Source organism: Subtercola sp. PAMC28395 (assembly GCF_018889995.1).
Classification (GTDB): Bacteria; Actinomycetota; Actinomycetes; order Actinomycetales; family Microbacteriaceae; genus Subtercola.
The window spans coordinates 3,119,526-3,141,995 of record NZ_CP076547.1 but is presented as its reverse complement, the minus strand read 5'-3'; the positions used below and the strand labels follow the sequence as shown (position 1 = coordinate 3,141,995).

At 66.1% G+C, this 22,470-nt stretch carries 18 protein-coding genes; 10 read left to right on the top strand and 8 right to left on the bottom strand.

Going from position 1 to position 22,470, the window contains the following annotated elements; genetic code table 11:
- The first annotated feature begins 9 nt into the window (after positions 1-9).
- From KPL76_RS14345 to KPL76_RS14330, 4 genes are all read left to right on the top strand, one after another.
- A complete protein-coding gene (locus KPL76_RS14345; protein ID WP_216334241.1) occupies positions 10-1,350 on the top strand; it encodes a DUF58 domain-containing protein in 1,341 nt (446 codons plus the stop codon).
- 25 nt (positions 1,351-1,375) lie between these two features.
- Complete coding sequence (locus tag KPL76_RS14340) at positions 1,376-3,307, top strand: DUF3488 and transglutaminase-like domain-containing protein (RefSeq protein ID WP_216334239.1); 1,932 nt, start codon at positions 1,376-1,378, stop codon at positions 3,305-3,307.
- Positions 3,304-3,798: a hypothetical protein gene (locus tag KPL76_RS14335; protein ID WP_216334237.1), complete on the top strand. Its 495-nt coding sequence runs from the start codon at positions 3,304-3,306 to the stop codon at positions 3,796-3,798. The genes KPL76_RS14340 and KPL76_RS14335 overlap by 4 nt, the downstream gene beginning before the upstream one ends.
- Before the next feature lie 102 nt (positions 3,799-3,900).
- On the top strand, positions 3,901-5,664 hold the full coding sequence (locus KPL76_RS14330; RefSeq protein ID WP_216334235.1) for an APC family permease: 1,764 nt from the start codon (positions 3,901-3,903) through the stop codon (positions 5,662-5,664).
- An 84-nt stretch (positions 5,665-5,748) separates the two neighbouring features.
- On the opposite strand, the gene KPL76_RS14325 is transcribed toward KPL76_RS14330, so the two are convergent.
- Complete coding sequence (locus KPL76_RS14325) at positions 5,749-7,638, bottom strand: glycoside hydrolase family 15 protein (protein ID WP_216334233.1); 1,890 nt, start codon at positions 7,636-7,638, stop codon at positions 5,749-5,751.
- 232 nt (positions 7,639-7,870) lie between these two features.
- On the opposite strand from KPL76_RS14325, the gene KPL76_RS14320 reads away from it, so the two are divergent.
- The 5 genes from KPL76_RS14320 to KPL76_RS14300 all read left to right on the top strand — a co-directional run bounded on the left by KPL76_RS14320 (position 7,871) and on the right by KPL76_RS14300 (position 11,954).
- A complete protein-coding gene (locus KPL76_RS14320; protein WP_216334232.1) occupies positions 7,871-9,016 on the top strand; it encodes an acyl-CoA dehydrogenase family protein in 1,146 nt (381 codons plus the stop codon).
- Complete coding sequence (locus KPL76_RS14315; RefSeq protein WP_216334230.1) at positions 9,013-9,534, top strand: gamma carbonic anhydrase family protein; 522 nt, start codon at positions 9,013-9,015, stop codon at positions 9,532-9,534. Before KPL76_RS14320 ends, KPL76_RS14315 begins: the two co-directional genes overlap by 4 nt.
- 39 nt (positions 9,535-9,573) lie before the next feature.
- The gene (locus KPL76_RS15000; RefSeq protein ID WP_216336553.1) at positions 9,574-9,666 is read left to right on the top strand and encodes a pentapeptide repeat-containing protein; all 93 of its coding nucleotides are present in this window, start codon (positions 9,574-9,576) and stop codon (positions 9,664-9,666) included.
- A gap of 322 nt (positions 9,667-9,988) precedes the next feature.
- Positions 9,989-10,969, top strand: a complete 981-nt coding sequence (locus tag KPL76_RS14305; RefSeq protein ID WP_216334228.1) for a glycoside hydrolase family 3 N-terminal domain-containing protein — start codon at positions 9,989-9,991, stop codon at positions 10,967-10,969.
- Positions 10,970-11,051: 82 nt separating this feature from the next.
- On the top strand, positions 11,052-11,954 hold the full coding sequence (locus KPL76_RS14300) for an SOS response-associated peptidase (protein ID WP_216334226.1): 903 nt from the start codon (positions 11,052-11,054) through the stop codon (positions 11,952-11,954).
- Between the two features lie 40 nt (positions 11,955-11,994).
- Here KPL76_RS14300 and KPL76_RS14295 read toward each other — a convergent pair whose 3' ends face one another.
- The 4 genes from KPL76_RS14295 to KPL76_RS14280 all read right to left on the bottom strand — a co-directional run bounded on the left by KPL76_RS14295 (position 11,995) and on the right by KPL76_RS14280 (position 14,977).
- Entirely contained in the window at positions 11,995-12,456 is a 462-nt protein-coding gene (locus tag KPL76_RS14295; RefSeq protein WP_216334224.1) for a MarR family winged helix-turn-helix transcriptional regulator, read from the bottom strand.
- Between the two features lie 62 nt (positions 12,457-12,518).
- On the bottom strand, positions 12,519-13,241 hold the full coding sequence (locus KPL76_RS14290) for a Pr6Pr family membrane protein (RefSeq protein WP_216334222.1): 723 nt from the start codon (positions 13,239-13,241) through the stop codon (positions 12,519-12,521).
- A 132-nt stretch (positions 13,242-13,373) separates the two neighbouring features.
- Positions 13,374-13,820 carry a hypothetical protein gene (locus KPL76_RS14285; RefSeq protein WP_216334219.1) on the bottom strand — a complete coding sequence of 149 codons (447 nt, stop codon included), beginning with the start codon at positions 13,818-13,820 and terminating at the stop codon, positions 13,374-13,376.
- 152 nt (positions 13,821-13,972) lie between these two features.
- Complete coding sequence (locus KPL76_RS14280) at positions 13,973-14,977, bottom strand: DUF4349 domain-containing protein (RefSeq protein ID WP_216334217.1); 1,005 nt, start codon at positions 14,975-14,977, stop codon at positions 13,973-13,975.
- Positions 14,978-15,106: 129 nt separating this feature from the next.
- Here KPL76_RS14280 and KPL76_RS14275 point away from each other — a divergent pair, with 129 nt between their 5' ends.
- Positions 15,107-16,090 (top strand): aldo/keto reductase, encoded by a 984-nt coding sequence (locus KPL76_RS14275; RefSeq protein ID WP_216334215.1) that lies wholly within the window; start codon positions 15,107-15,109, stop codon positions 16,088-16,090.
- A 66-nt stretch (positions 16,091-16,156) separates the two neighbouring features.
- On the opposite strand, the gene KPL76_RS14270 is transcribed toward KPL76_RS14275, so the two are convergent.
- From KPL76_RS14270 to hrpA, 3 genes are read right to left on the bottom strand one after another with little or no spacing between them, the layout of a single operon-like run.
- Positions 16,157-17,002, bottom strand: a complete 846-nt coding sequence (locus tag KPL76_RS14270) for an aldo/keto reductase (RefSeq protein ID WP_216334214.1) — start codon at positions 17,000-17,002, stop codon at positions 16,157-16,159.
- A gap of 43 nt (positions 17,003-17,045) precedes the next feature.
- Positions 17,046-18,254, bottom strand: a complete 1,209-nt coding sequence (locus KPL76_RS14265; protein WP_216334211.1) for an MFS transporter — start codon at positions 18,252-18,254, stop codon at positions 17,046-17,048.
- 59 nt (positions 18,255-18,313) lie between these two features.
- A complete protein-coding gene (gene hrpA / locus KPL76_RS14260) occupies positions 18,314-22,348 on the bottom strand; it encodes an ATP-dependent RNA helicase HrpA (RefSeq protein ID WP_216334209.1) in 4,035 nt (1,344 codons plus the stop codon).
- Positions 22,349-22,470: the final 122 nt, after the last annotated feature.

Below are 22,470 nucleotides of genomic sequence, written 5' to 3'. Positions count from 1 at the left end.
CGAGCTGCCATGTCGAAGCTCCCGCACCTGACCCTGCGCGGCTGGGGTTTCGTGAGCGTCGCCGTCGTCTTCTTCGTGGTGATGCAGGTGCTGCAGCACCGGGAATTCGGTTTCGTCGCGTTGCTTCTGCTTGCCCTTCCACTCATCGGCCTGGCCAGTGTCTCGCTGTACCGCCTGCCTCTGACGGTGGAGCGTCGGTTCCAGCCGGAACTCGCTCCAGCAGGATCGCCCGTCACGGTGCGGTTGACGCTCCGAAACGAAGGTGTGCGTGCAGCGCCCGGGGCCAGCTGGTCGGATTCGGCCGAAGCGCCGCTGAAACCGAGCGAGCCGGCCGAGCTGCCACTTCTTCGCGGATTCCGCTCCAGCCGATCCGATGCCCCCCTTGCCCACACCCTGAGCTACGAACGCAATGCCACCCATCGGGGTCACCACGCGATCGGGCCACTGGTGCTGCTGCTCGTGGATCCCTTCGGCATGGCGTACCGCCGGGCATCCGTGGGTGCCACCGATGTCCTCACCGTGACGCCATCGATCGTTCCTCTGCCGAGAGGAGCACTGCGGCTCGCGTCCGGTTCCGGAGCCGCTCAGCAGTCCAGGCAACTCGGCAGCGGGGGAGAGCACGACGTCATCTCACGCAAATACCAGACCGGTGACTCGATGCGCAGGGTGAACTGGTCTGCCACGGCGCGGTTCGGTGAACTCATGGTTCGACAGGATGACCAGCAGAACGACCAGCACGCCGTCGTCATTCTCGATTCGTCGCGCCAGAGCTATCGCTCCGTCTCTGATCGCTTCGACTCTGGTCGCTCCGACTCTGGCCGGGAGGGCGACTCCTGGTCGCCCGAGTTCGAATGGGCTGTCTCGATGGCAGCGTCGATCGGCGTGCATCTCCTCGAAGAGGGATTCCACGTGCGCGTGGTTGACAGCGCTCACCCGGAGGGCCGGCAGTTCGAACCGGATTCGGCCGGTAACTTCGCCGATCTCCCCGGCGAACACGCTCTTCTGCTCCACGCCGCACAGGCCGACCTGGTCGACGCAGTCGATGTCGACTTTCGGCACTCAGTGACTCGCGACGACTCCAGTGCGGGCGACGCTCCGCCGCTCTTTGCTGTGGTGGGCCGGCTCGGGGCAACCTCGACTCAGACCCTGGCGGTGGCCGCGCGGCTCGCGTCGAGTGCCGTCGCGGTCATCGTCGTGCCCGGCGGGCGAGGAGTGCCAGGGGATCCCGACTGGGCCGTGGCGCTTCGCGATGTGCTCGAGGACTCGGGATGGGTCGCCCAGATCGTCTCGAGCGACGATGCGCCGTCGTCGGTGTGGGGCGCCAGCAGCGGCGAACGGCTGACACTGTGAGTGCAGACACTGTGACGGCACTACTATGACCACCCTTGCACCGGCACCCGGCTCGTCAACGCCCGGCCCGCGGCCGCATCAGCGCTCCGATCATCGGCCCCACGGGCATCCGCACCCCCCGAAGGGCGCGCACGACCCCCGCCGCGGCACGGAGCGCTCGCCGGAGCACGAACCCGGTCGATTCGCCTCCAGGGCCCGTCTGGGTGCGCTCAGCGGGCTGATTTTCGTGATGCTCATTCTGCCGGTCGGCGGATTGTCCGCACTCCTCGCCGGCGACAACTGGTGGTGGAGCACGGCCTCGTTCGTGGCCCTGGTTCTCGGTTCCGCTGCACTGGTGCGGCTGCTTCCCCTGCCGGCCTTCCTCTCGTCCCTCGTGGCCACCATCACAGCGCTGCTGGCCTGGACCATCTGCATCACCGTGGTGTTCGCACCCGATACCGCCTGGGCGGGATTCGTTCCGACCCTTGAGACGGCACGTGCCCTGCGATCCGGCCTCACCGCAGCCGGGGAGTCGATCGCGGTCCAGAGCATTCCCGCTGATCCCGTGCAGCCGATCGTTCTGCTGCTGGCCGTATCCGTAGGCCTGCTTGCCCTGCTGGCCGACGCCCTGGTCTTCGCCATCCGGATGCCCGCCCTGGCTGGGTTCGTGAGCCTGGCCATCTTCGCGGTGCCCTACGCCGTGCACCAACAGGACCTCGACGTGTGGCTCTTCGTCTGCACCTCCGCGGTGTATCTTGCGCTGTTGTGGGTGTGGGGGAGACTTATTCACCGACCACGCGGAAGACGCGGTCGCACCGGCCTCAGGGCGTTGGTGTCAGGAGCTCTTGCGATTACGATCGCCGTGGCTCTGCCCGCATTCACCCCCGGGCTTACCCCTGAGTCGTTCCAGGCGCCGACCCGGGGCCAACTGGCGTCGGTCTACTCCAGTGGAGTCGATCCGAGCATCCAGCTGAGCCAGGATCTGCGTCGTTCGAACCCGCTCCTCGCGCTGACGTACACCACGACATCCGCAGACGGTCTCTACCTGCAGTTGGTGACTCTGAGCGCCCTGATCGACGGGCCGTGGGAGCCCGAGACCGCCGGCACCGCGCACCCCCTCGAAGCCGGCTACCAGGCACCGACAGGCCTGGCCCCCGATGTCGCGACCGCAGCCGTCACCACCGACGTCTCGGTCAGCGGGCTGAGAAGTGACTGGGTGCCGGTTCCCTACCCGGCGACCGGCGTCACCGGGCTGACCGGCGATTGGATCCTGACGCCCGGCAGTCTCACCCTGACCGGCCAGGGGGCCGGCTCCCTGGGTCAGAACTACACGGTCTCGAGCCTCGAAGTGACGCCCACCGCAGCCCAGCTTGCGGCGGCGACAGGCCCGCTGCCGGGCGCGATCGCCGGCTACACGGCTCTTCCTGACGGCATCCCCGCGGTCATCGGCAACACGGCGCAGTTGGTGACCGCGTCTGCTGCGACGCCCTACGACAAGGCAGTGGCGCTGCAGCGGTACTTCACCTCTGGCGCGTTCCAGTACTCGGTGACGGCTCCGGTCGAAGGTCACTACGACGGAGGAAACTTCGCCGCAGTTGCGACTTTTCTCTCGGCAAAGAGCGGCTACTGCATCCATTTCGCGTCGGCGATGGCGGTGATGGCGCGCACCCTGGGCATTCCCTCACGCATTGCAATCGGCTACCACCCCGGCCAGGCGAGTGAGCGCAACGCCGACGGCACGTCGACCTTCCAGGTCTTCAGCGACCAGTTGCACGCCTGGCCGGAGCTGTGGTTCGAGGGCATCGGGTGGCTGGCCTTCGAACCGACGCCCGGGCTCGGAATCGTGCCGCCCGACTATTCGTTGCCGAGCTACGCGATCACCGGGGTCGGTGCACCGGCGCGCGACAGTGCCGGCAGTGCACTGCCCCTACGACACCGAAGCCCGTCACGGAGAAGGACACCGCCTCGAATCCTGTGATCGACGCGCAGACCCAGGCCCAGACGCAGGGGCGCGCGTGGCTGATCGCCCTGGCCGTGGCGCTCCTCGTGGTGCTCGCAGCCCTCACGCCTGCCACCGTGCGCAGACTCCGCCGCCGCCGGCGGTTGTCGGCGATGATGCGGGCCCCGAACCCGGCAGCGCTGGGCTGGAGCGAGGTGTGCGACACGGCCAACGACTACCGCATAGAGGTCCCGCATTCCGAAACCGCCCGTGCCTTCGCGGCGCGCCTGGGGGCGATCTACCGCATGCCTGCCGAGCCGGTTGCTGCTCTGCTGGGGGCGCTCGAGCGCGAACAGTTCGCCCGTCGCGGTGCCGGCGAGACCCGCGCAGACGAGCGAGCGGAGTTGGTCGAGCACGTGCGGGCGATCATCCGGGCAATCAGTGCACAGGCGAGTACGGCCGATGATCGGCGAGCCGTGTTTCTGCCTCTGTCGCTGCTGGCCGGTTTACCACTACTCTCGGGGGAATAACTGAGCCATCAACCAGCTGGCGCGTGAAGAACCAGGGCCTGGCACAAACAGGATCTGGACGCATCAGTGCGGCGGGGCTCGACTCCTCACGAGAACGGCGGAATGAGAATGACTGCGGTTTCAGCACAGGGTGGTTCAGGGGCGGGCTCAGGGGGAAATCCGGGCGGAAGCCCTGGTACCGGCGCGGGGGCCGGTGAGAAGGGCCTGAAGTCAGGTTCGCTCGGGCTGGTCTCGAGCATCGTCGTCGGCATGGCGTCGACGGCTCCGGCCTACAGCCTCGCGGCAAGTCTCGGGTTCATCATCGCCAGCGGCGGGGCGCTGCTGGCAGGAGTCAAAGCCCCCGCCATCGTTCTTCTGGCGTTCGTGCCCATGTACCTCATCGCGGTCTCGTACCAGGAGCTCAACAAGGCAGAGCCCGACTGCGGCACCACCTTCACCTGGGCCGCGCGCGCCTTCGGCCCTAAGACAGGCTGGCTCGGGGGTTGGGGCATCATTGCGGCCGACGTGATCGTGATGGCGAACCTCGCACAGATCGCGGGGTCGTACTCGTTCACCTTTCTCGGGGACCTCGGGTTGACAGGTGTCGCGGACCTCTCCAACGATGTCTTCTGGTCGACGGTGGTCGGTGTCGCCTGGATCGCCATCATGACCTACATCTGCTATCGCGGCATCGAGGTCTCGGCCCGGCTGCAGTACTTCCTGCTCGGGTTCGAGGTCATCATCCTGATCGTCTTCGCGGTGGTGGCCCTGGTACGGGTCTACTCGGGCAACGCTGAGTCATATTCGCTCGTGCCGCAACTGGACTGGTTCCTGCCGACCGGGCTCGACTTCGGCTCGGTGATCGCCCCGGCGATGCTCGTGGCGATCTTCATCTACTGGGGTTGGGACACGGCGGTCGCCTGCAACGAGGAGAGCGACGACCCGGGCAAGACACCGGGCCGCGCGGCCGTCATCTCGACCCTGCTGCTGCTGGCGACCTACGCCATCGTCTCGACCGCAACCGTGGCCTTCGCGGGCGTCGGCACCGATGGCGTCGGCCTCGGGAACCCCGACAACGCCAGCGACGTCTTCAGCGCGATCGGCGCCCAGCTCTTCGGCGACAGCGTGATCGGCCACATCATGATGCTGCTGCTGGCCGCATCAATTCTGACCTCCGCAGCAGCGTCGACGCAGACGACGATTCTGCCCACCGCCCGCACGGCGCTCTCGATGGCCGCCTATAAGGCCATTCCGCAGAAGTTCGCGCGCATCCACCCGAAGTTCCTGACCCCCACCTGGGCGACGGTCGCCATGGGCGTCATCTCGACGGTGTTCTACCTGATCTTCACCTTCATCAGCCCTTCGCTGCTGTCGGCTCTGATCGGCTCGGTCGGCCTGATGATCGCGTTCTACTACGGGCTCACCGGTTTCGCCTGCGTCTGGTTCTACCGCAAGACGCTCACGACGTCGTTCCGCAACTTCATCATGCGCGGTGTGGTACCCCTGCTCGGCGGGCTGATGCTCGCGGCCGTGTTCGTCTTCGGCCTGTACAACTATGCGCAGCCCGACTGGCTCACCGACGACAACGGCGACAATGTCACGATCTTCGGCATCGGTGCGGTCGCGGTTGTCGGTATCGGGGCCATGCTGATCGGCGTCGTCGTCATGATCATCTGGTGGGTGCGTTCACCCGACTTCTTCCGTGGTCGCACGCTCGAGAAGCGATCAGACGACCTGGTGCTGGCCAGCACGGACGGCTTCGTCGCGAGGCTCGGCCTGCCAGACTCCGGAGATCGGCCGGTCGTGATTGCCCCCGATCTGTTCAACCTGCCGCCGGGTGCGACGGCTGTCGACCCCGAGACGGGCGAGGAGTACAAGAAGCCGTAAGGCGAGCGCGGCGGGCGCCCCGAATGGGCGCCCGCTTCCAGCGAGCGAGGCGCACCGCACTCCGCCGACACGCCTGTCGGCTCCTCAACCGGCGTGGGTGCGGGTAGCCCAAGTGAGAGCGTCGGCGGCCCGCACGAGCGCGAGGTGCGAGAGTGCCTGGGGGGTGTTGCCGGCCTGCCGGTGGCCGGTGACGTCGTACTCCTCTGACAGCAGTCCCACGTCGTTGCGCAGGGCGAGCAGGCGCTCCATCAGGGCCGTGGCGTCATCGACCCTGCCCGACCGGGCGTACTGCTCGACAAGCCAGAACGAGCATGCCAGAAAGGGATGCTCGCCGGCCGGCAGCCCGTCGACACCAGTCTCTGTGCGGTACCGCATCAGAAGCCCGTCCCGGAGCAGCGTCTTCTCGATCACCGCCACCGTCGCCAGCATGCGCGGGTCGTCGTAGGCGCAGTACTCGACCTGGGCAAGTTGCAGCAGCGAAGCGTCGACCTCCGTGCCTCCGAAGACCTGGGTGTAGGCGCCCGTTGCCGGGTCCACGCCATGGCTCTCGATCTCTGAGCGAACCTGCTCCCTCAAGCTGCGCCACATCTCGACAGGGCCGCGCAACCCGAACTCCTCGACACCGCGGACCCCCCGGTCCAGAGCCGCCCAGATCATCACGCGGGAGTGGGTGAAGAACTGGTTGGCACCACGGATCTCCCAGATACCACTGTCAGCTCGATCGAGATTGGCCTCGACGAACCCGAGCAGTGCACGCTGGAGCGCCCAGGCCTCCTTCGTCTCGCGAACGGTGTGCACGCGAGACTGGTGCAGGCCCACCATGACCTCGCCGATGACATCGGCCTGGTACTGGCTCACTGCCCCGTTGCCGACCCGCACGGGAGAAGCGCCCTGGTAGCCGGGAAGGCTCGGAATGGTGTGTTCCGGCAGGTACCGCTCGCCCTGCAGGCCGTACATGATCTGCACATCGGCCGGGTCGCCGGCGATTGCGCGCAGCAACCACTGCCGCCAGTCACTCGCTTCTTCGATGAAGCCGTGGTCGAGCAGCACCATGAGGGTGAGTGAAGCGTCACGAAGCCAGACGTAGCGGTAGTCCCAGTTGCGCTCGCCGCCGAAAGCCTCCGGCAGGGAGGTCGTCGCGGCGGCGACGATTCCGCCAGTGTCTTCGTGGGTGAGGGCCCGAAGCACCAACAGCGAGCGCACCACCGCCGAAGAGTAGGCCCCGCTGCTCGTGCTGTTCGAACCCCACTTCTCCCACCAGGCAGCCGTCTCGGCCAGGACCTTGTCGACGTCGACGGGCTGCGGCATCGACCGGTGTGAGGGGTACCAGGTCATGACCATGTCGACGAGCTCACCTTCCCGAACGGTGTACTCGCGGCGGTGTGAATGGCCTTTCGGGCTGAGTTCCGCCCCTCGAAAGAGAACGGCATCCGGGCCCGCCACGGCCAGCAGCGAGCGTGTCGTGCGGGGGCCGCTCCTGCCACTGGTGCCCGTGGAGCTGTCAGTTCCAGCGCCAGAGCCGGCGCCTGAGCCAGCGCCAACTCCGAAGCCAGTGCCGTCGACGATGGGCTCCTCCACCTGCCTGACCCACGGTATCGCTGTGGCGTAGGCGAACCTGATGCGCAGGTCGACGGTCATCTCCACGCTGCCGCTGACACCCTTCACGCGACGAACGAGGTCGGCCCTGCGATCGCCGTGCGGCATGAAATCGGTCACCTCCACCACGCCGGTGGGGGTGGTCCAGGTGGTCACGAGGATGAAGGTGTTGCCGAGGTATTCACGCCGTGAGTGCGCCGACGGGTCGGTGGGGGCGATCATCCACCGCCCGTGGCTCTCGTCGCCCAGCAGTGCACCGAACGTGGAGGGGGAGTCGTAGCGGGGCAGGCACAGCCAGTCGATGCTTCCGTCTCGCCCGACGAGGGCCGCCGTGTGGCAGTCGCTGATGAGTGCATAGTCTTCGATCGGCAGTGACATGTCACCATCTTGACCGACGAACACGTGCAATGGTGTGTTGTGCCCCGGGTGCGCCGGTGGGTTGACACTCCCGCGGGCTGACACCTCCGTGGGTTGACACGCTGGTGGGTAGGGAAGCCCGTGGTAGGGATGCCCGTGAGTACGGATGCCCGGGAGTACGGATGCCCGTGGGCTGGGTGCCGTGACGCGCAGGTCAGGCGCACGGCCTGGACGCACGCCGTAGTCTTGTCGGGTGAGTATTCTCAGTGACGAGCTGATCGAACGCATCCGGTCGCGTGCGGCGGGGTACGACGCGAACAACAGCTTCTTCTTCGAAGACCTCGACGAGTTGCGCGAGGCCGGCTACCTGCGCATGTTCACGCCCCTCGACCGTGGGGGCCTGGGCTTCGGGCTCGAACAGGTTGCCAGGGAGCAGACCCGACTGGCCACGGCAGCCCCCGCGACCGCGCTGGCGATCAACATGCACCTGGTCTGGGCGGGGGTGGCCAAGGCACTGCTCGATCGCGGCGACGACTCGCTGGCCTTCGTGCTCGACGAAGCCGCGCACGGGGAGCTCTTCGCCTTCGGCAACAGCGAGGCGGGCAACGACCTGGTGCTGTTCGGGTCGACGACGAGGGCCGAGCCGCAGGCAGGCGGCGGTTACCGGTACTTCGGCCGCAAGATCTTCACCTCTCTCTCGCCGGCGTGGACGAGGCTCGGTATCTTCGGCCTCGACGACTCACGCCCCGGGCATCCGATGCTCGTGCACGGCTTCATCACCCGCGATACGCCCGGCTATGAGATCGTCGACGACTGGAACACGCTGGGCATGCGCGCGACGCAGAGTTCGACCACCATTCTCGATGGGGCCCTGGTGCCGGCCGACCGAGTGGTGCGAAGGCTGCCAGCAGGCCCGAGCGCAGACCCGTTGATCTTCGCGATCTTCGCCAACTTCGAGATTCTGCTGGCCGCCGTGTACACCGGTATCGGTGAGAGGGCATTGGCCCTTGCTGTCGAGGCAGCCCATCGGCGAACGTCGATGAAGAACGATGGCCGCAGCTACGCCTCCGACCCCGATATCCGCTGGAAGGTGGCCGACGCTGCGATTGCGCAGGACGGGATCTACCCGCAGATCGACGCACTAGCCCGTGACGTCGACACGCTCGCTGATCATGGCCGAGCGTGGTTTCCGCGACTCGTCGGCCTGAAGGTCCGCGCGACAGAGAACGCCCGGTTTGTCGTGGACCAGGCGCTTCGTGTGTCTGGCGGGTCGTCGATGGCGTCGTCGAGCGAGCTCGGCAGGCTGTACCGTGATGTCGTCGCGGGAATCTTTCACCCCTCCGATGGCGAGTCAGCGCACTCGACCGTCGCCAATGCTTGGTTAGGCCCGGTTTCATGAATGTCATCACCTTCGCAGGTCACACCCCCCTCATCGACGACGCCGCCTGGGGCGCCCCGAACGCGACGGTGATCGGTCAGTTCACCGCTGCAGCACGATCGAGCATCTTCTACGGCACAGTGGTGCGCGCCGACCGTTCTGGCATCAGCCTCGGCGTGGGCAGCAACCTGCAGGACAACGTTGTTGTCCACGGCGACGCCGGATTCGCCACCACGATCGGCGCCGGCGTCAGTGTGGGCCACGGAGCGGTGCTGCACGGCTGCACCGTCGCCGACAACTGTCTCATCGGCATGAACGCCACTGTGTTGAACGGTGCCGTCATCGGTGAGGGGTCGCTGATCGCCGCCGGCGCGCTCATCCTCGAAGGCACCGTCATACCGCCCGGCTCTCTCGTCGCGGGCGTACCAGGGAAGGTCAGGCGCGAGCTCACGACCGAAGAGCAGCAGGGCATCCGGCACAACGCCTTGACGTACCTCGAACTCTCGGCGCGGCATCGTGAGGCCGAAAGCAGCGGATGATCGGGCGATCCGGGCCGTCCGGGTCCGGCCTGCGTCGACCTGAGCGGTGCGGACCTGAGAGGTGCGGACCTGAGTGGTACAGGCATGAGTGGTACAGGCATGAGTGGTGCGGCCTGTCTGGCCCGGGTCTGAGGCCCGCGTGACCTCGCGGCGTCGGGAGCGGGTGGTGAGCCGACTGCGGCGCGGACGAGTGCCGTTGGCCGTCGGCGGGATTCTTGTGCTCGCCGGGTGTGCGGCCGGGTCATCGTCACCCGCGACCGGAGCGCCCGCATCCTCATCCGCCGTGCATTCACTCCCGTCGGTGGCTCCATCGCTGGCGAGAACGCCCTCACCGACCACGCCCTCACCGACCACGCCCCCACCGACCACACCCTCACCGACTGCGCGAGCATCACGGCCTGCGGCGACGCCCGTGCAACTGAACCGCTTGTATGCCGATACACGTATGCGATCCATGAGCCTGGCAGACAAAGTGTCGACGCTCTTCATGGTGCAGTTGCCGGGCACAGATCCTGCGCCCCTGGAGGCCTATCTCGCTGCAAATCGGCCGGCCGGGCTGCTGCTTCTTGGTTCCAACATCCCGGCCACGGCGGCCGAACTTTCGGGCCAGCTCTCGGGGTTGGGCATCACCACCGGCCTGAAGCCGCTCATCGCCGTCGATGAAGAGGGTGGCGACGTGACCCGACTGCCTGAAGACGACTTCGCTGGCGCAGACCGCCTGAAATCCCTTCCGGTCTCAGCAACCACTGACGCTTTCACCCAGCGTGCTGCGCTCCTCGAGAGCGCAGGGATCTCGGTCAATTTCGGCACGGTGGCCGACGTGACCTCCGACCCGGCTTCATTCATCTTCGACCGGGTGCTTGGCACTGATCCTTCATCGGCAGGTGAACGAGTTGGCGCTTCAGTCGCTGCGCAGAACGGTTCGGTGTTCGCAACGCTCAAGCATTTTCCAGGTCACGGTGAGACGAAGGCAGACTCGCACACGACCATCCCGTCGACCGGCATTACGTTCGCCCAGTGGCAGTCGCAGGATGCCCCGCCATTCCAGAGCGGAATCGACACGGGTGCTCCGCTCGTGATGTTCGGGCATCTCACCTACGCAGCCGTCGATTCGGCACCGGCATCGTTATCACAGCGCTGGCACGAGATTCTGCGCGGGGAGCTCGGTTTCACGGGAATCGCCATCACCGACGACATGCTCATGCTTCAGGATTCGGGGGACCCCTCGTACTCCGACCAGGCAGCGAACGCCGTGCGGGCAGTTGCCGCAGGCAACGACATCCTGCTCTACAACAGTGCAATCGATATGGCGCCTTCGGTGGCTGCCATCATGGCCGCCGTGAAGTCCGGCCAGATCGCCGAGGCCCAGATCGACGAGTCGGTCGTGCGTGTGCTCAGCCTGCAGCGTGCGGCCTGGCTGCAGGCTGCGAGCTAGAAGGCCCGGCACCCAGTTGCGGCACCCAGTTGCGGCACTCAGTGGCGGCAGTCAGTGGCGGCACGGAGTAGCATGACCACCCATGTGCGGCAGATTTGCGATGAACAAGGAGACCGACGACCTCATTCTGGAGTTCGTCGCGAGGGGCGGGCGCGCCGAGGACTGGCGGCCGAGCTACAGCGTGGCTCCGACCGACGTCGCCCCGATCATCCGGCAGCGCAAGGGTGCTCATGCTGGTGATTCCGGCACCGGTGCTTCGGGCAGCGGTGCTTCGCCCAGTGGTTCGTCGGGCAGTGGTTCGTCGGCCAGCGGCGCTTCGCTCAGTGAGAGTGGGGCGGGCTTCCGCGAGATCGAGATCGCGGCGTGGGGGCTGAAGCCGGCGTGGGCGAAACCGGGTGGGCCCGCACCGATCAATGCACGGTTGGAGTCGGTGGCGACGAACGGCATGTTCCGCAGTGCATTCGCGTCGAGTCGCTGCCTCGTGCCGATGACGGGGTACTACGAATGGCAGGCGGTTTCCGATGGCAAGCAGCCGTACTTCATCCACGCGGGTGCAGGCGCTGGTGTGGGTGTCGAGTCGACCAGTGCGAGCCGTCTGCTCGCGGCAGCCGGGCTCTACAGTGCGCGCAAGCTCGACGACGAGTGGGCAGTGACGTTCACGATCATCACGCGGGAGGCCCGTGATGCCTCGGGAGAAGTGCACGATCGCATGCCGGTCTTTCTCACGCCCGATGCGTGGGACGCCTGGCTTGATCCTCGAAAGATCGAAGCGAACAGTGCCGGTCAGGGGGCGATTCTCGATCTGCTCGACAGGAGTTCGACGGCGGTTGCGTCGACGATCACAACGTACGCTGTGGATCGTCGGGTCAACAACTCCCGAACGCTCGACAGCTCGGATGCGACGCTCATCGAACCGCTGGATCGTTCAGATGACGATTTCACCGGTTGGAATGCCGACCCGCTGACGGGCGAGATCCTCGACTGACCACGAGCACGTCAGTCTGTGTGCCAAGCCGACAGGCTCGTCAGTTGCGAACCGCTGCCGCGGCCTCGAGCGCGGGAAGCGCGGCGGCGATCGTTTCGATGGCGCTGTCGCTCTGCTCCGCGAGCATGGCGACGACTCGTTCGGTTCGCGAGGAGCGGGCTTCGGCAACGGTGCCGAGGCCGCTGGCGGTTGCACGCAGCAGGAACGACCGGCCGTCGACGGGGTCTGCTGTGCGCTCGACGAGTCCGCGCTGCTCGAGGTCTGCGACAATCCGGGTCATCGTGGGGGCAGCAACATTCTCTAGACGAGCCAGATCGCTCGGCCGCAGGGGGCCGGAGTTCTTGACGCTCGACAGGGCCGACAGGAGCCCGTGGCTCAGTTCGTCGCCGACAGGGCGGATGCGCCGACTCAGCCGGCTCACAACCAGGGTCAGGCGTTCGGCTACGTCGTCACGCGAGAGCGGAAGTGTGTCGGCGACCGGTTCAGCGCTAGATTCAGGCATTTTTAGACCCTAACATCGCTCGGTTGTGTCTGTGCTGCGACCAGATACTTGCTCTAGTCTAACTAGTTATTCACAGTTGCGCGTTTGCTGGGTCTGCGCGACACCCAGATTGCGCCAGCTCCGAGCGCACTGATCACCACAGCGATCAATACGACATAGAAGGCGACAGACGCGTATCCTGCGGCCGATGTCGTCGGGTTGAGGAACGGGTACGGATACCACGGCTTGCCGGTCGCCTGGTCTATCGCGAGGGGCCCGCGAACCAGCGTGTAGGCAACCCACACCACGGGGAAGGCGATGATCGCCCACAGGCGCTTCCAGTCGAGCGGGACCCGGCCCGGAGCGAACAGCCAGTCGAGCAGAAGATAGATCGGGCCGACCACGTGCAGGATCTCGTTCGACCACGCCACTGTGGTGCCCTGTGGAAGCGCTATTCCCCGGAGCAACAGGTTGTAGACGATTCCCGTGGTCACCATGTACGTGACGACTGAGGCGCGAACGGTTGTATAGAGCAGCGGGTCTGAGTACACCACCTGGTCTGAGTAGCGGGAGCCGCCCGAGAGCCCGCCCTGCCTGATCGCGAGCCCGGCCCCGACCAGCAGCACCACCACGCTCGCCGCGTTCGAGTCGACCGTGAAGAAACTGAAGAAGTTGACGACGACGAACCCTACGCTGGCCGGGTTCGCGTCGAAGGCGATCGACACCGTCTTGGCGAGCTGGGCGATGATGGCAGCACCGATGGCGAGGGCCACAGCCACCCGCAGAATCACAAAGAGCAATCGCATGGTGATCAGCATAAGAGGTTTCGCCAAGAGGTGGCGGCACAGCACGCACAGACCAGCGCGGTCGTCGGCACCTCTTGGCGAAACCTCTCGGCTCACGCTCGACCGATCGTGGGGCGACGCCTCACTGCCCGACTATGCGGCCTTGGCGAACCCTGCGTCCCGGCCGGTGTTTCTGCTGGCATCGCCGCGCCCTGCCGGTGAGCTCGTGAGCTGAGCGTCATCGGCCAGAACGCTGTCGTGGGCGATGAGCGAGCTGTCGGCGACCATCACGCGATCACCGATTCGTGTGTGGCTGCCGATCTTCGAACCACGGCCGATCCGGGCATCCTGCCCGACGTGCACGTTGGCACCGATGAAGACTCCGGCGCCGATGACGGCACCGCGATCGATCCAACTGCCGGCGCCGATCCAGGCACCCTGGCCGACTTGGGCGTCAGGCTCGACGAAGGCCGACGATTCGATGTACGCGGTCGGGTGCACGGCCGAGGTCGCTGAGATGAACCCGCGACCGTTCAGGTGGTGCTTGTATCGGGCGAGTTCACCGAACTCATTCTCGATTTCTACGTAGATCTTGCTCATGTGTGTCTCCCTGCTGGGCACTGCACTGAATAGCTGTGGTTATCAGCCCTGCGTGTGCCTACGAGGTGTGCAACAACGATCGACCGCTGAGGATTCCCGCCTGCAGACAATCGCACCGGTCGTGATCAGGCATGTCGTGAGCAGGTGTGTCGTCAGTTCGTCGCTTTGCGTGAGCCGCTGCGCCGGGCGAACCGGATGACCAGCAGTACTATCGCGGCCACAAGCGCTATCGCAAGCAGCCACGGCAGTGCGATGCCGAGCACGACGAGCCCGCCGGCGGCTCCCGCGACAAGCGATGACCACCCTGCTGCCAGGCCGCCCCAGAAGTCGTTCGGTGCTCCGGTTGCCAGCACGCTGTGGCTGGTGATCGTGAGAGTGACAGAGGCGTACTGAACCTGGTCGGCCAGGGCCGAACTCTGTGCTTTCAGGCCGTCGAGTTCGGCCTGGCGCTGGGAGAGGGCGGACTCGAGGGCGATGAGGTCGGCTGTCGTCGTCGCCTTCGTCATGAGGTCGAGCAGCCGGTCTACAGACGTCTGCAGTGCAGTGATGCGGGCATTCACATCGGCGACCTGCGTGGTGACGTCGGTCGACGTCAGCGTCACCGAGTCGACGGTGCCGAGTTTCTTCAGTGCATCGACGGTCGACGTGACCTGGGCATTCGGAATGCGGAGCGTGAGGTCGGCCCGTGCGCCCGCGGTGCTTGACGACGAGGTTCCTGACGACGAGGTGCCCTGCGTTGTGCCCGCCGGGTCGTTGGCACCCAGGGGCATGATGATGCCCGGCCCGCCGGTGTTGCCGAGCGATTCACTCCGGTTGTCGACATGCCCGCCTGCCGCCTCGACGGTCGAAACGGCTTTGTCTGCGGCTGCAATCGGGTCGTCGGCGATGAGCGCAATCGATCCCGTGGTGATGACCTGGGTGCTCGGAAGGGTAGCTGCACTACCCACGCTGCCCGCTGCACCGCCCCCCGAGGCGCTGTCTGCAGACCCGGCGCCCGGAGCCACGATTGCCGGGCCGGCCTCTGTGCCCGATGTACCGGAGGAGCCAGCGCTGCCGGAGGAACCCGACGAGTTCGAGCCGGCCAGAGCCGAGCATCCCCCGAGTGCGAGAGCAGTCAGAGTGACAACGGTGGCGATCGCGAGAATTCTTCGCTTCATGGGGTAACTGTATTGACTCCGCGCTCTGATGTGCTGTGAAACGGCGGATGGTTATGGGATGTTCACCGTCTTGTGATGAGGCTGTTACGAGCGCGTGCCCGCAGACGTGCAGGGGCATAGTCTTTCTGCATGGAATACCGCGAACTCGGCAGAACCCACCGCACCGTCTCGGTCATCGGCCTCGGCACCTGGCAACTCGGGGCCGACTGGGGCGAGGTGAACGAAGCGGATGCCCTGGCTGTTCTCGATGCGGCCGTCGACTCCGGCGTGACGTTCTTCGACACCGCTGATGTGTACGGTGATGGCCGCAGTGAGCAGCTGATCGGCACGTACCTCGCCGCGCATCCCGGGCATTCGATCACCGTCGCGACGAAGATGGGTCGCCGGCAGGAACAGCTCGCAGAGAACTACGTGCTCGAGAACTTTCGCGCGTGGACCGACAGGTCCAGGCGCAACCTCGGCGTCGAGACCCTCGACCTCGTGCAGTTGCACTGCCCGCCCTCCGAGGTGTTCCGGAGCGACGAGGTCTACGACGCCCTCGAAACGCTGGTGTCTGACGAGGTCATCTCGAACTACGGTTTCAGCGTCGAGACGGCCGCGCAGGCGCTCGACGCGATTTCGAGGCCAGGCACCGCGACCATCCAGATCATTCTGAATGCGTTCCGGCTGAAGCCTCTCGACGAAGTGCTGCCGTCCGCCATTGCCGCAGGGGTCGGGATCATCGCGCGGGTGCCATTGGCGTCAGGCATGCTGAGCGGCAAATACACCTCGGCCACGACGTTCGCAGCGAACGACCATCGCAACTACAACCGCGACGGCAGTGCGTTCGATGTGGGGGAGACCTTCTCTGGCGTCGACTACGAAACCGGACTGGCTGCTGCCCTGGAATTCGCGCGCCTGGCGCCGGCCGGCATGAGCCCCGCCACCGCCGCGCTTGCATGGGTTGCCCAGCAGGCTGGCGTGAGCAGCGTCATTCCGGGTGCACGGAACCCGGCACAAGCCGTGAACAACGCGGCCGCGGGTTCGGTCGGTCACCTCGGGGCCGCCTTCGACGCGGGTGTGAAGGAGATCTACGACCGGCACTTCCGGGCGGGCATCCACTCGCGCTGGTGACGCAGGCCCTCCTGACACACATTCCGGTGGTGCAGACACTGGTCGATCAGACGGAGAACCTGAAGTTCAGTCGAAGTCGTCGGGGTCTTTGCCGGTGCGCTCGCCGCTGTTGAGAGTGGCGATGGTGGCCAGGTCCTCTGCGTCGAGGGCGAAGTCGAAGACATCGATGTTCGCTGCGATGCGCGAGGGCGTCACCGACTTCGGAATCACCACGTTGCCGAGCTGCAGGTGCCAGCGGATCACGACCTGGGCCGGCGACTTCCCGTGCTTCAGAGCGACGGCGTCGAGAACCGGGGTGTCGAGAATCCGGCCGCGCGCGAGGGGCGACCAGGCTTCGGTCACGATCGAATGTGCGTCGTCGTAGGCCCGCGTCTCGGCCTGGGGTAGCCACGGGTGCAGCTCCACTTGGTTGATGCTCGGTACCACACTGGTCTCTGAGCCGGTTTCTGAAGCAAGCCTCTCGAGGTGGTGCGGGTGAAAGTTCGAAACGCCGATAGAACGGGCCAGACCGTCGGCCTGGATCTTCTCGAGCGCCCGCCAGGTCTCGACGTAGAGGTCCTGACGCGGAGCCGGCCAGTGGATGAGGAACAGGTCGACATAGTCGAGCTGAAGGCGTTCCAGGCTCGCGTCGAAGGAACGGCGGGCCTTGTCGTAGCCCTGCTGGTCGTTGAAGACCTTGGTCGTGATGAAGAGCTCGCTGCGGGGGATCGAACTTCGTCTGACGGCCTCGCCGACACCCTTCTCGTTGTCGTAGAGGGTCGCAGTGTCGATGTGCCGGTACCCATGCTCGAACGCAACGGCGATGGCGTCGATCGTCTCGGCGTCGGTCGCCTTGTAGACCCCGAGGCCGAGCTGCGGAATGCTCGAACCGTCGTTCAGCGGAATGCGGGGCACAGAAGGAGTGAGTGTCATCCTTCGATTATCCGGCCCGAAAGTGTCTGGCCGGTGAGAGCGTCTAACTGGTGATGGCCTCGATCGGCTCGGTGTCAGGGATGGGGCTTGCGTCCTTGCCTCGGAGGTCGGGGTGCCAGCGTTTGCCCAGCAGCGGAACAGCGAAGCCGGCCAGCGCGAGGGCGGCGGCGGCGATGAACGCCCCGGTGGGGCCCTGTGAGTCGATGAGGAACCCCGCGACGGCCGAACCGAGGGCCGCACCGATGAGCTGGCCGGTACCGACCCAACCATAGGCCTCGGCGGTCTCACTGAAGCGCACGCTCGAGGAGACGATCGAGAACATCACGGCGAGGGCCGGCGCGATTCCGACACCGGCGAGAAAGAGGAAGACCGAGAGCCACCAGATGTTCAGCGAGAACGCAGCGACCGCCGTTCCCGCGAAGACGATGAACATGCGCCGGGCGAGCGCCCAAGGGCCGATCGGAACGTGCCCGAGCGCGAGGCCGCCCACGAGCGAGCCGATGGCGAAGACCGCCAGAACGATCCCGGCCTGCGGGCCGTCGTGGCCGAAGGTCGACACGACGCCGGCCTCGATGGAGGCACAGGCAGCGACGAGCAGGAAGCCCACCACGGTGGCCAGCAGCACCGACGGTTTGGCCAGCACGGCACCGATGCGCCGGCGACTGCGCGGGATGCGCACCCGCCCGAGCTCGGGGCTTGCAAGGAACCACGCACCCCCGCCGACCAGGAACGCCACAGCGAGCAGGATTCCTGCCACCGTACTGATCTGCGTCGCGGCGAACGTCGTGATCACTGGGCCCACGACCCAGATGATCTCCTGGGCGGAGGCATCCAGCGAGAAGAGCGGGGTGAGCTGGCGCGAGTTGACCATCTTGGGGTAGATCGTGCGCACGGCCGGCTGGATCGGCGGCATGGTGAGCCCGGCGACCAGGGCGACGACCATGGTGACCGGGATCGTCATCGGAATGAGGGCGATCGAGGTGATCGCGACCGCACAGACCGCGATCGTGCCAGAGATCACCGGCCGCATTCCCCAGCGGCCCATCAGCCTGCTGGTGAGGGGCCCAGCGATAGCCTGGCCGATCGAGAGAGCGGCGAGCACCAGCCCGGCCGAGCCGTACGAGTTGTGGACGTGCTCGATGTGCAGCAGGAAGGCGAGCGAGAGCATGCCGAACGGAAAACGGGCGACGAGCTGGGCGGCCATGATGCGCCCCACGCCGCGGGTCTTCAGAAGGCTTGAATAAGTGCTCACAAGCAGTTAAGTGTACCGGTTGGACTGTTACGCCCGGCCGGTGACTCTGAAGCGTCGCTTCACGTTCCCAAGAGCTTCACTATCCGTTGCAGCGAAACAGGCTCGGCTGTGCCGAGCGACTGGGCGAAGAGGCTGATCCGGAGTTCTTCGATCATCCATCGCGCCTTCACCACCGGAGCCCCGATGGCCAGCCAGGCGTCGAGAGGGAGCGGAAGCACGCCGCCGGCGGCCTCGTAGCGCGCGGTCGCGTTCTGGGCCTCTGTCATCCACGCGCGGTCGCGGGCGGGAGCGTCGGGCAGCTTCTGCAGGCGCTGCTCGATCCCGGTGAGGTATCGCGGCAGGTTGCTCAGCTGGTCGATGCCCATCGAGGCGATGAAGCCGGCGAAGACGAGGTTTCCGAGCTGGCTCCGTGCGTCGGCGAGAGCGGTCAGCAGTGTCACGCTGGTGACCTTCTTGAGCGCCCGTTCGGCATCCCTGGCCCTCGTTAGGCTCGTGGCGACGGTTGCGACTGTCTGGTACATGAGGTCGATGATGCTCGACGAGAGCGTGTCGCGAACGGCCTCGAATTCTCCGCGCGTGAAGACCCTTCCGTCCGGGTGTGCGGTGCGCAGTACATGGTCGGCTGCGGCAAGAAGGCAATCGTCGAAGAGCGCCTGGATGCTCGGGTACGGGCTCGTCGCCAGAACCAGTTTCTCGTTCTGGCTGAGGTGCTCGCGAACATACGAGACGGGGGAGGCCACGCCGAGCAGCAGCAGCCTGCGAACGCCGGCAGGGGTGAGCCGTGCCGCCTCTGCTGGCGTCGTCACCAGGCGAATCGCCACCGACGTCTTCTCGTCGACGATCGCGGGATAGGCACGGATCACGCTGCCCGGCTGTTTCGTATCGAGGTGCTGCGGCAGCTCGTCGAAGTCCCAGGTGGTGATGCCCCGGCGTTCGATCAAGCTGGCTGCCGCACCGGATGCCCGGGCCACACTCTCGCGAGCGGCGCCCTTGAAGCGGCTCTGCAACGAGCCGAGGTCTTTCGATGCCGCGAGCGTCTTGCCCCGGTCATCCACCACCCGGAAGGAGACCGAGAGGTGCGACGGAATGCGCGCGAGGTCGAAGTCGGCAGCCGTGACGGGCGTGTAGGCGAGGCGCGACATGGTGGCGGCCAGCGCGGCGACGAAGGATGCTGAACCCGCTGAACCCGCTGAACCCGGTGAACCCGTTCCAGCCGTGTCGTGGACCGGCAGCTCGAGCAGGAGCTTCTTCGCCCAGTCGGTCGCCGGCACGAAGTTCTTGCGGATGTTCTTGGGCAGAGAGCGGATGAGCGCGGTCACGAGTTCGTCGCGGAACCCCGGCACCTGCGATTCGAAGCCGGAGGGCTCGAGGCGGGGCAGCAGGGTGAGCGGAACCGTGACGCTGACGCCGTCGTCTTCAGTGCCCGGTTCGAAGCGGTACGAGAGGGCAAGCTGCTGGTCGCCCTGCTGCCAGGTGGCCGGGAACTTCGCCTCGTCGATCTCGGGCGCGCCTTCGGGAACCAGCGAGGTGAGAGTCATCGTGAGCAGCTCTGGCGTGTCGTACTTCGCCTTCTTCCACCAGCCGTCGAAGCTCCGGGCGGTGTTCACCTCGCGGGGAACCCTCGCGTCGTAGAACTCGAAGACGGCCTCGTCGTCGAGCAGCAGGTCACGGCGACGGCTGCGCTCCTCGATTTCGGCGAGTTCTGAGCGGAACCGGCGGTTGTCGCGGTCGAAGGCGTGCTGTGATTCCCAGTCGCCCTCGACGAGAGCGTGCCGAATGAAGAGCTCGCGAGCATACGCAGGGTCGATCCGCGAGAACTGCACGCGGCGCTTGGGAACGATGGGCACTCCGTAGAGTGTGACCCGCTCGTAGGCGACGACTGCGCCCTGCTTCTTCTCCCAGTGGGGTTCGGAGTAGGTGCGTTTGCAGAGGTCGCCGGCGAGCGACTCCGCCCAGGCCGGATCGATCGTTGCATTCATTCGCGCGAAGAGGCGGCTGGTCTCGACCAGCTCGGCGCTCATCACCGAGTTGGGCTGCTTCTTCGCGAGGGCCGACCCCGGAAAGATGCTGAACCGGGTCTGGCGCGCCCCGACGTAGTCCTTCTTCGCCACATCTTTCAAGCCGATGTGCGACAGCAGGCCGGAGAGGATCGAACGGTGGATCCCGTCGGGGTTGACCGACGGCTCGCCGATTGTGAGGTTCAGCGGTTTGCTGAGCTGGCGCAGCTGACGAAAGACGTCCTGCCATTCACGCACCCGCACGTAGTTCAGGTGTTCGGCCTTGCAGAGCCGGCGGAAGGCACTGGAAGAGAGCTCACGTTGTTTCTCCTCGAGGTAGTTCCAGAGGTTCAGCAGTGAGAGGAAGTCGCTGCTGACGTCGGTGAACCGGGCGTGCAGTTCGTCGGCCCGCTGGCGTCGCTCGAGCGGGCGTTCGCGAGGATCCTGTACCGTCAGCCCCGACACGATGATCATGACTTCCCGGCTCGTACGGTGGTTCTTCGACTCGATGACCATGCGGGCGAACCGCGGTTCGATCGGCATGCGCGAGAGGTCGCGGCCGACGCGGGTGAGCGTCGGTACGGCGCTCGCGGTGCCGGGTCGTGCGCTGCTGTCAACGGAAGAATCTGTCGCGCTGCGACCCGGGTTCTCCCGGTTGCGACCGCCGCCACTTCGATCGACACCGCGCCCTGCACGCTTGGCATCACTCGGAGGGTTGATCGCGCCCAGTTCGCTCAGCAGGTCCAGGCCGTCTTTGATGCCGCGCGAATCCGGCGGCTGCAGAAACGGAAAGCTCGCAATGTCGCCAAGGCCCAGCGAGATCATCTGGAGGATCACTGCGGCCAGGTTGGTGCGCAGGATCTCCGGTTCGGTGAATTCAGGCCTCGCCAGATAGTCGTCTTCTGAGTAGAGCCTGATGCAGATTCCGTCGCTTGTGCGCCCACTCCGCCCCGCGCGCTGGTTCGCCGAAGCCTGCGAAATGGCCTCGATGGGCAGCCGCTGCACCTTCGAGCGCACACTGTAGCGACTGATACGGGCGGTACCGGTGTCGATCACGTACTTGATGCCGGGTACCGTGAGGCTTGTCTCCGCGACGTTGGTCGCGAGCACGATACGGCGACGGATGCCCGGGGCCGACGACTTCTGGAACACCTTGTGCTGGTCGGCCGACGACAACCGGCCATACAACGGCAGAACCTCGGTCGCCGCACCGAGAGCCCCGCCCCCACCCGAGTTGAGACGCCCGCGGATGGCCTCTTCAGCATCCCGGATCTCGTTCTCGCCGGAGAAGAACACCAGCACGTCGCCGTCGCCTTCGCGAGCGAGCTCGTCGAGCGCTTCGTTCACGGCGTCGAGAGGGTCGCGATTCAGTGCAGGCCGTGCCGCTGGCCCGCCATTCGGGCCCCCGCCCGAACGCGTACCGCTGTTGCCGTTCGACGCGCGCCGAGCAGGCGCCGCTTCATCGTCGTCACTCTCATCGTCGACGTCGTCGCTCACCTCGCCGTCGGCGACGAGCGGGCGATACCGTACTTCGACCGGGTAGGTGCGCCCAGACACCTCGATGATCGGCGCCCCGCCGAAGTGCCTGGAGAAGCTCCCCGGGTCGATCGTCGCCGAGGTGACGATCACCTTGAGGTCGGGTCGCTTGGGCAGCAGCTGGCGCAGGTACCCGAGCAGGAAGTCGATGGTGAGGCTGCGCTCGTGAGCCTCATCGATGATGATCGTGTCGTACTTCGTCAGCAGCCGGTCGCGGTGGATCTCGTTCAGCAGAATGCCGTCGGTCATCAGCTTGATCTGGGTGTTCGGTCCCACCGTGTCGGTGAAGCGCACCTGGTAGCCGACGCGGTCGCCGACCTCCTGGCCGAGCTCCTCCGCGATGCGTTCGGCGATCGTGCGTGCCGCGATGCGCCGGGGCTGCGTGTGCCCGATGCTCGTTCTGCCAAGCTCCAGGCAGATCTTCGGCAACTGGGTCGTCTTGCCGGACCCGGTCTCGCCGGCGACGATGACGACCTGGTTCGCGGCGATCGTGCGTGCGATCTCTTCGCGCAACTGGCTGACGGGCAGCTCGGGCGGGAAGTAGATCGACTCGGCATTCATCAGCGCTCCAGTCTACGGCTGGCCGGGCATCCACGTGCCCGCACCTGAATGCCGACGGCATCGAAGTGACGCGACACGCCCGGTGGATGCCCGGGGTGGGGCGAATCGCGTCAGCTCGAGGT